Below are 9,526 nucleotides of genomic sequence, written 5' to 3'. Positions count from 1 at the left end.
TGGAAGCGACAGAACAAGTCGACGTCGAAGAAGTTGAAGAAGTAACACCAATCGAAGAAGTGATAACTTCTGATGAAACGGTTTCTATTAAAGAGCCGACGACTATTGAAGGGTTTATGGCACAAGGTTTATCGAAAGAAGAAGCAGAATTCCGTGTGTTGGCAAATAGCATATTGAAAGAAAAAGTACGTCCTTTTAATGTGGAACTATTGCCTTCTGAAAAGAAAAAATTACAACAGCAAAAAAATGCAGAAGCGTTAACGAAGTTATTCCCAACTTCTCCAATGCGTCCTGTTATAACGGTTAACTCTTATCGTAAGCCGTCTACAAGTCAAGCTGAACAGGTGCATTCCCCCAAAAGCGTAACAGATGAAGTATCTTCTTTTATTACGCCTGAAGCTCAACAAGAGGATGCGATTGACATTGTTGACCGTGTAGAACTTGTAGAAGAACAACCGCATGCCGTATTAGAGCAACATGAAGAAGTCCTTTATGAGGCAGAATTTACACAACCGTTTTACGAAGAAGAAAGTGTCGTTGAAGTAGAGTCAGCTTCAGAAGGGGAGGCATTTCATGAAGTTGTACAAACGGCGGTAGAACATGAGATGACGGAACAGCAAGCTGTTATTAATCAAACGACAGCTATCGCATTAGAAGAACGTCCTGAAGTAGTAGAAGATATAAATAATTTAAAAGGACAAGCACCATCCCAGGAGGCATTAGATCTTGTTTTTAACAGTGAACCAGAACGCCGTATTGAACCGAATGTAGAACATGCCCTTAGCTATTTAGAACCGCCAGTAGCGCAGCGTGAAGATTTCGAATGGATGGATGCGCAAGCAGAAAGACTCGTAAGAGCATTGAATGATTTTCAAATAGAAGCGGAAATTGAAGGTGTTACACAAGGCCCGACTGTTACACAGTTTCAATTGAAAGTCGGACATGGTGTTAAATTAAACAAAATTACGAACTTATCAGATAATCTTAAATTAGAGTTGGCAGCGCGTGACATTCGAATTGAAGCACCGATTCCAGGGAAAAGTTTAATCGGTATTGAAATTCCAAATGAAAAGACGCGACCTGTGCGACTATCTGAAATTACAGAAACAGAGCATTATAAAGAAGCGGAGTCGCCACTAGAAGTAGCGCTTGGGTTAGGGTTAACAGGAGATGCTGTAACTTTTGACTTAGCTAAAATGCCTCATGGATTGATTGCCGGTTCGACAGGTAGTGGGAAATCAGTCTGTATTAACTCGATTCTCATTAGCTTATTGTTGAAAACGAGCCCACAAGATGTAAAATTAATGTTAATTGATCCGAAGATGGTTGAGTTAGCCGTTTATGAAGATATTCCTCATTTAGTCAGTCCAGTTATAACGGATGTGAAAGCAGCAACGGCTGCACTTAAATGGGCAGTTGAAGAAATGGAACGTCGTTATACACTATTCCATGAACTTCGTGTTCGTCACATTTCTCGCTACAATGAAATGATGGAACATAAACGTGCGTTTGCTCAAAAGATGCCGTATTTAGTCATCGTGATTGATGAACTGGCAGACTTAATGATGCAAGCACCACAAGATGTAGAAGACGCAATTTGTCGTATTACACAAAAAGCGCGTGCCTGTGGAATTCATTTAGTCGTTGCGACACAACGTCCTTCTGTTGACGTCATTACCGGATTAATTAAATCAAACATTCCAACTCGAATCGCATTTGCGGTTGCATCTAATATTGATTCACGTACGATTTTAGATACACAAGGTGCAGAAAGATTACTCGGAAAAGGAGACATGCTTTATTTAGCGAATGGCTCTAATAACCCGGTAAGACTTCAAGGTACTTTTGTGACGGATGAAGAAATTGAAGATGTGACAGATTACGTTCGATCACTCGGCGCACCTAATTATTTATTTGCGCCAGAGGAACTCGTAAAGAAAGCTGATTTGAATGAAAAGCAAGATGAATTATTTGAAGCGGTATGCCGTCATATCGTAGAGAGCGATGGCGCTTCGACATCACAATTGCAACGTCACTTTAGCATTGGGTACAACCGAGCAGCCCGTTTAATGGATACATTAGAAGAGATGGGATACATTTCTGAAGCGCGTGGTTCTAAGCAACGCGACGTCTTTTTAACGGAAACAGATTTGTTTGAGATGTTCGGTTAGTTGTATAAAAAATGAAAATAACGCATATTGAAAAACGTTTTATTCTTAAATTGATTGATTCGTGCTATAATGTAAAATGTTTTGAACGATGTTATATAGCAGGGGCGTGAGTGAAAGCCCTCCACTAAGAAGGAAAGTACTCATACAACTCACAACTTTTTCGAACGAGAGGGGTTGCTTGCACTTGCAAGAAGCGACCTTTACAAAGGCCAGCAGTTCATTAATTGAAGGAAAAGGATACTTTTCCGGGAGGTTTCAATAAAAAATGACATTATATCACTTTACAGGAATTAAAGGATCTGGCATGAGTTCATTAGCTCAAATTTTATTTGACTCAGGTGAACAAGTTCAAGGTTCTGATATTGAAAAACACTTCTTCACAGAAGATCCATTGCGCGCACGCGGTATTACGATTTTCCCGTTTGATGCAGAAAATATTCAAGCAGGTATGACAGTGATTGCAGGGAATGCATTCCCTGATGAACATCCTGAATTAGTTCGCGCTCGCGAAATAGGCGTAGAAGTTATACGCTACCATACGTTTTTAGGTGAATACTTAGAAAAATATACGTCTGTTGCGATTACAGGTGCACACGGTAAAACATCAACTACAGGCTTGATGGCACATGTGTTAGCTGGTAATGAACCAACTTCTTATTTAATTGGAGATGGTACAGGTGGTGGCGCTAAAGATGCTCAAAATTTCGTTATGGAAGCATGCGAATACCGTCGTCACTTTTTAGCATATCACCCAGATTATGCAATTATGACGAATATCGATTTCGACCATCCAGACTATTATTCTGATATGGAAGATGTTTTCTCTGCATTCCAAGAAATGGCACTACAAGTTAAAAAAGCAATCATTGCATGGGGTGATGATGAAAACTTACAACGCATTCAAGCAAATGTACCAGTCGTTTATTACGGCTTCGGTGCAGACAATGATTTTGAGGCACGTAACGTTCAAAAAACAACAGATGGTACAACATTTGATGTTTTCGTCCGCAATGAATTTTATAATACATTTACGATTCCAATGTTTGGGGACCACAACGTTTTAAACACACTTGCTGTGATTTCTTTATGCCACTACGAAGGAATCTCACCAGAAATTGTTCAAGCACGCTTACACACTTATGGTGGCGTAAAACGTCGCTTCACAGTGACAACAATCGGTGACAAAGTATTAGTTGATGACTATGCTCATCACCCAACAGAAATTAAAGCAACGATTCAATCAGCACGTCAAAAATATCCTGACCGTGAATTGTTAGCCGTATTCCAACCGCATACGTTCTCACGTACACAAGCATTTTTGAAAGAGTTTGCGGACGCGTTAAACTTAGCAGATTGCATTTACTTATGTGATATTTTCGGTTCTGCTCGTGAAAAAGAAGGGAATTTAACGATTAATGACTTAGCTGATTTAGTAAAAGAACACCATATTTTACGTATGGACAACTTAGCTGAATTACAAAAACATGAAAATGCTGTTTTCTTATTCATGGGTGCTGGAGATATTACGAAGTATCAAGCAGCCTTTGAAGAAATGTTGCAAAAATAATGAAAAACAAAAGCCTCTTCTAACGAAGAGGCTTTTTTATTTTAATAGCATACTTTTTTAGTGGCAGAAAATGCAAAAAATTTGTAGAATGAAGGAAGAAGCATGTTTATTTCACACGTAATTGTGGAAAAAAATGTTTATAAAGAGGAGGGATTTTTTGTGATTATTATTTTATATATCGCAGCAGTCATTTTTGCCGTAGCAGTATTAGTATTATGTATCTCACTAGCTGTTACTTTGAAAGCGTTAAACCCTACGTTAAAAGGTATTTCAAAAACAATGGAAGGAATCGAAGGACAGATGCAAGGCATCACGCATGAGACGACATTGTTACTTGAAAAAACAAATGCTCTAGCAGAAGATGTGCAAGGAAAATCAGCACAGCTTAATTCATTAGTAAGTGCTGTAAAAGGGTTCGGTGATTCCGTTTCAGGATTAAACAATTCAGTTCAATCTGTTACATCTTCTATTCACAATAATGTTGCTAAAAACAGTGACCAAATTGCACAAGTTGTTCAATGGAGCAGTGCAATTATGGGTATTCGTAGTAAAATTAAAGAAGAAAAACGTTCGAATGTAATCGTAGATGAGCCAATTGCGAACAAAGAGAAAAAATCATTTTTCAAACGCACTAAATAAAAAGGGGGACGCTTAACATGTCAGCAGAAAAACCAAACTACAATGAAGTAAAACATCAATTACAAATCGAACAATCATATTTACCAAAACCTTACGAAAAGAAAGGCTCGGATGAAATATATGATAATTCAAGCAGTGTAAATGGCAAAGACTTTGTCATTGGCGCATTTGTAGGTGGCGTTCTTGGAGCTGCTGCCGCGTTATTGCTTGCTCCGAAAGCTGGGAAAGATTTACGTTCAGACGTCGTTTCACAAGTGAACGGTCTTAAAATTAAAAGCGCAGATTACTCTTCAACTGTAAAAGAAAAAGCGACAGATTTGACGCAAAAAGTACAAGAACAATCGTCAAACCTCGTTGAAAAAGCAAAATCATTAAAATCACAAACGTTCACACCACCAACAGATGATGGAACCGTATCATCTGAAGGAGAAGAACCTTTTGATGTGATGGAAACGATTGACTTAACGATTGCAGAAATTGAAGCAGAAGAAGCAAAGCTTGCGGCAGAAAAAGCACAAGCGAGTGAACCGAAAGCTTAGGTTGAACTGTAAATAAAAAGAGGAAGCGATTTATTCGCTTCCTCTTTTTTGTTATGCTGGGATGAGTTCAATCGTTAGTTGATCGCCACCGAAAATCGGTGCGTCAAATGCGACCGGTTGTTGGTTTTTCAATATTTGGAACGTCCCTTTAAAATCGCTCGGGATTTGCCAGTTTGAAAAACGAAATACATCTTGGTACGTCCAAGGATCTTGGGCAAGAGCAATAAATTGAATGTGGTCGCCTGACTGAATGACTGCATCGAGTGTAGCTATTTGTCGATTTACGAGTACGTCGACAATCGGTTTTTGCAGTGTCAATGATTCGCCTTGGAAGGTAATTTCAATTTGATTGTTTAATGGCATATGCAATTGATGAGCTAAAAAACGGACAGTTGCTCGTTGTGGAGGTTTAATAGCTAGTGCATCCCCATTTTGAATCGGGTAATGTTTTTTCGCAGGTAGTCCGTTTAAAAGAAGCTCATTAGATAAAGAAGAAAATTGCATTGGCTTTTGATCGACGATAATTGAAAAAGGTGTAACGCTTTGTAAAATCGATTCTTTTTTTAATGCGACGAGTGCATCTTCAATCGTTTCAATCGAGCTATATACGATCGTATCCCCATTTTGAAGCAGATGCGTCATCGTTTGTATCGGTTGTCCATTTAGGTGGACAGAAGGGTGTAGCGTTACGGTGTCATCTAATAAACGAATCGTTTTAGGTTTCGGCAAATCAATGAGTTCTTCAATCGTTGCTTTTGCAGGTAACCCGTTCAATCCTTCAGACAATGTAACGACATCTCCATCTTGAATAGGATGCTTCATAGAAACGGTTTCACCGTTGACGATAATTGTCGTCGGACTTCCGTGACTGCCAGGAATGACGATTCGTTGTCCGTTGACGTTAATCGTTAAATCTTTACCAGGTTTTCCGTACAATTTTTTTGCTTGAACATTTGCGGCAAGCAGCGCATCGGCAACCGTCATTTCTTTAACTTCAAACAGTCGGACAACTTGATTGTTGACGGTAACGGTTACGTAGTGGATCGGTGTATGTTCAGCAGCAATAGCAATCCCAATCGGTGTAACGAGTTCAGGAGCGTGTACGAACGTCGTTTGTTTGACTAAAGAAGGAATTGCATCGACTCCTCGAACGGCTACGCGGTTTGTAGGCAATTGTAAGTGCTCTGCAAGCTCTTTCTCAAGATGAGGAGTTAAACTACCTCCGCCAACTAATAGCACCGCTTTTGGGGGCTTATCGCTATTTAAACGAAGAAGCTCCGTTGCAATTTGCTGTGCAAGATGTTGAATGGCAGGTAATACCCCATCAATGATTTCTGTACTTGGAACGTCTTGTTCGAATCCTAAAATATTTTCGATTGCGACGGTATCTTGTGTGAGCAATTGTCTTTTGATTTGTTCGGCAACAGGGAAGTCGAGTAAGTAATTATCGCTAAGTGCTTCTGTAATTTCGTCCCCAGCAGTAGGAACCATGCCGTAAGCAACGACGGTACGATCATTTGTAATGGCGATGTCCGATGTTCCTGCACCAATATCGACGAGTGCGACATTTAAACGACGCATCGTACTTGGGATGAGCGCATTAATTGCCGCAATCGGTTCTAAAGTGAGGCCGTCTAATTTTAAATTCGCACGTTTTAAAGAAGCAATCAAAGATTCAACGACGACACGAGGTAGGAAAGTAGCGATAACCTCGATTTTGACTTCTGTTCCTTGCTGGTCAATTAAGCTTCCGATTTCTTGGTCATCAATATAATAATGGAGAACCGAATAACCGACACAATAATAATGCGATGCATCTTTTCCGTCTTGGTCGTTGACGAGTTTTTGTTGCGCTTCTTGTACGGCGGCAAGTTCTAGTCGATGAATGTCATCGTCTGTAATCGCCGCCCGATTTTTAATGTCTAGTAACATCGTACCCGTTTCAGTTTTTAATGAACGACCGGCAGCCGCAACACTTACGTGGGTAAGTGGACCGTGTTTTTCTTCTAATGCAGCTTTAATATGTTGAATCACTTCTGCAACGTGCAGTACATTATGTATTTGACCATCAACCATCGCACGTTCTTTATGTTCTTCTACTAATAAATCGACAATTTCATATTGCGTGTCATTCGCGTGTTGTAAAATAACACCGACAACAGAGCGAGTCCCAATATCTAAAGCAAAAATTTTATCCATCATTTACGCAAACATCCTCTCCAATATTCAGAAAATTACTTATTTTTAAACTATAGTGCTTTTGCACGTTGAAGCGTTAAAGAAAAAATGCGTGACATTTTCAAAGTAATTGATTATACTGTTTGTATTATTAAAAAATGTAACACACATTTCAGTTTGCTTAAAGTATCTGATGATGTGGAGGAGAGGGGAAAACGGTTATGAGTCATCAAAATCTAGACAACCTACGTGACCGCGTAGACGAATTAAACCTTGAAATTTTACGTTTAATCAATGAACGTGCAGAGGTAGTAGAACAAATAGGTCAAGTCAAAGAGAAACAAGGTGTAAACCGATTTGATCCTTTACGAGAACGCCACATGCTAGACTTAATTAAAGAAAACAACAAAGGCCCGCTAACAGCAGGCACAGTAAATCATATTTTCAAAGAAATTTTCAAAACAGCATTAAAATTACAAGAAAATAATCAAAAGAAAAAATTATTAGTTTCACGTAAGAGCAAGCCAGAAGATACGATTGTTAATGTGAACGGTGAACCAATTGGTGAAGGCTTGCCTTCATTCGTCTTCGGTCCGTGTGCTGTAGAGTCTTACGAGCAAACAGAAGCTGTTGCAGCGGCTGTTGCAGGGAAAGGCTTAAAATTAATGCGTGGTGGTGCATACAAACCTCGTACGTCTCCATACGATTTCCAAGGTCTAGGTTTAGATGGCCTCAAAATCTTAAAAGAAGTAGGTCAAAAACACGGTCTTGGAATTATTTCAGAAATCGTGACACCATCTCATATTGAAGAAGCATTAGATTATGTTGATGTTATTCAAATTGGTGCACGTAACATGCAAAACTTTGAATTATTAAAAGCAGCAGGTGAAACGAATAAACCCGTTCTTCTAAAACGTGGTTTAGCTGCAACAATCGATGAATTCATTCATGCAGCAGAATACATTATGTCTAAAGGGAATAGCCAAATTATTCTTTGCGAACGTGGTATTCGTACGTATGAAAAAGCGACACGTAATACACTTGATATTTCAGCGGTTCCAATTTTAAAACAAGAAACGCATTTACCTGTATTCGTTGACGTTGTTCACTCTACAGGTCGTCGTGATTTATTATTACCTTGTGCAAAAGCAGCGATTGCGATTGGCGCAGATGGCGTTATGGCAGAAGTGCACCCAGATCCGGCTGTAGCACTTTCTGATTCACAACAACAAATGGATATTCCAACATTTGATAAGTTCTACGATGCTCTACAAGTGTTCATGAAACAGTATGAATTAAAAGCATAAACTTTATATTTTAGGAGAGTGGCGGTTCATTTCGATGAATCGTCATTTTTCTTATGTTGAAAACCGCTTTCATAATGGTTTATTATAAGTATATATGAGTTTAAAGGAGGGTCATTTTGTGACCGTAACTATTTATGATGTAGCACGCGAAGCAAGTGTTTCAATGGCAACCGTTTCTCGTGTTGTCAACGGGAATCCGAATGTTAAGCCAGCGACCCGCAAAAAAGTGTTAGACGTTATTGAACGTTTAGAATATCGTCCAAATGCTGTTGCGCGAGGTTTAGCAAGTAAGAAAACGACAACTGTCGGTGTTATTATTCCAGATATCTCAAATATCTTTTATGCAGAACTTGCACGAGGTATTGAAGATATTGCTACAATGTACCGTTACAATATTATTTTATCGAACTCGGATTTAAATGAAGATAAAGAATTGTCTTTACTTGATACGATGTACGGTAAACAAGTGGATGGTATTGTTATGATGACAGAATGCGTCAGCAATGTATTAGCGAGCAAGATGAGCCATTCACCAGTACCAATCGTATTAGCGGGCTCAATTGATGAAAAAGCGCATCTGCCTGCTGTAAACATTGATTATGAAGAAGCAACGTACGAAGCGGTTAAGCAATTAATCGAAAATGGCAATAAACGTATTGCGTTCATTTCAGGTTCGTTTAAAGCGACGATTAATAAAAAGTATAAATACCAAGGGTACGTTCGCGCATTAGAAGAAGCGAATATTGCTATTGATGAAGCGCTTATTTTTGATGATGTATTAACGTATGACCAAGGAATTCAAGTGTACAATCACGTATCAAAATTAACAGAACCTGCAACAGCTTATTTTGTTGGTAGCGATGAGCCAGCGATTGGTGTCATTCATGCAGCGCAAGATGATGATAAAGAAGTACCGACGGACATTGAAGTGTGTAGCTTTGAAAACTCAAAACTAGCGCGTATGGTTCGCCCGCAACTTTCTTCAGTCGTTTTACCACTATACGACATTGGTGCTGTATCTATGCGTTTATTAACGAAAATCATGAATAAAGAAAATGTGGAAGAATCGCAAGTATTGCTACCACATCGCATGGAAATACGTGCTTCAACGAAGTAAATGATAGA

At 39.1% G+C, this 9,526-nt stretch carries 7 protein-coding genes; 6 read left to right on the top strand and 1 reads right to left on the bottom strand.

Annotated features, from left to right (window positions below):
* The 4 genes from KSHG_RS16340 to KSHG_RS07105 all read left to right on the top strand — a co-directional run.
* A partial coding sequence (locus KSHG_RS16340) for a DNA translocase FtsK (RefSeq protein ID WP_010303828.1) occupies window positions 1-2,171 on the top strand: 2,171 nt, incomplete at its 5' end.
* A 265-nt stretch (window positions 2,172-2,436) separates the two neighbouring features.
* On the top strand, window positions 2,437-3,738 hold the full coding sequence (gene murC, locus KSHG_RS07115) for a UDP-N-acetylmuramate--L-alanine ligase (RefSeq protein WP_010303826.1): 1,302 nt from the start codon (window positions 2,437-2,439) through the stop codon (window positions 3,736-3,738).
* A 159-nt stretch (window positions 3,739-3,897) separates the two neighbouring features.
* Window positions 3,898-4,377 (top strand): DUF948 domain-containing protein, encoded by a 480-nt coding sequence (locus tag KSHG_RS07110; protein ID WP_010303823.1) that lies wholly within the window; start codon window positions 3,898-3,900, stop codon window positions 4,375-4,377.
* Window positions 4,378-4,394: 17 nt separating this feature from the next.
* On the top strand, window positions 4,395-4,916 hold the full coding sequence (locus KSHG_RS07105; RefSeq protein WP_010303821.1) for a YtxH domain-containing protein: 522 nt from the start codon (window positions 4,395-4,397) through the stop codon (window positions 4,914-4,916).
* Between the two features lie 51 nt (window positions 4,917-4,967).
* On the opposite strand, the gene KSHG_RS07100 is transcribed toward KSHG_RS07105, so the two are convergent.
* Window positions 4,968-7,118 carry a cell division protein FtsA gene (locus KSHG_RS07100; RefSeq protein ID WP_010303820.1) on the bottom strand — a complete coding sequence of 717 codons (2,151 nt, stop codon included), beginning with the start codon at window positions 7,116-7,118 and terminating at the stop codon, window positions 4,968-4,970.
* 197 nt (window positions 7,119-7,315) lie between these two features.
* Between KSHG_RS07100 and KSHG_RS07095 the strand changes: the two genes are divergently transcribed.
* On the top strand, window positions 7,316-8,401 hold the full coding sequence (locus KSHG_RS07095; RefSeq protein ID WP_010303817.1) for a bifunctional 3-deoxy-7-phosphoheptulonate synthase/chorismate mutase: 1,086 nt from the start codon (window positions 7,316-7,318) through the stop codon (window positions 8,399-8,401).
* 118 nt (window positions 8,402-8,519) lie between these two features.
* On the top strand, window positions 8,520-9,518 hold the full coding sequence (gene ccpA / locus KSHG_RS07090) for a catabolite control protein A (RefSeq protein ID WP_010303816.1): 999 nt from the start codon (window positions 8,520-8,522) through the stop codon (window positions 9,516-9,518).
* Window positions 9,519-9,526 lie beyond the last annotated feature (8 nt).

The organism is Kurthia senegalensis (assembly GCF_000285595.1).
GTDB lineage: Bacteria > Bacillota > Bacilli > Bacillales_A > Planococcaceae > Kurthia > Kurthia senegalensis.
The sequence above is the reverse complement of the archived record's forward strand: the minus strand, read 5'-3'. Positions and strand labels throughout refer to the sequence as shown.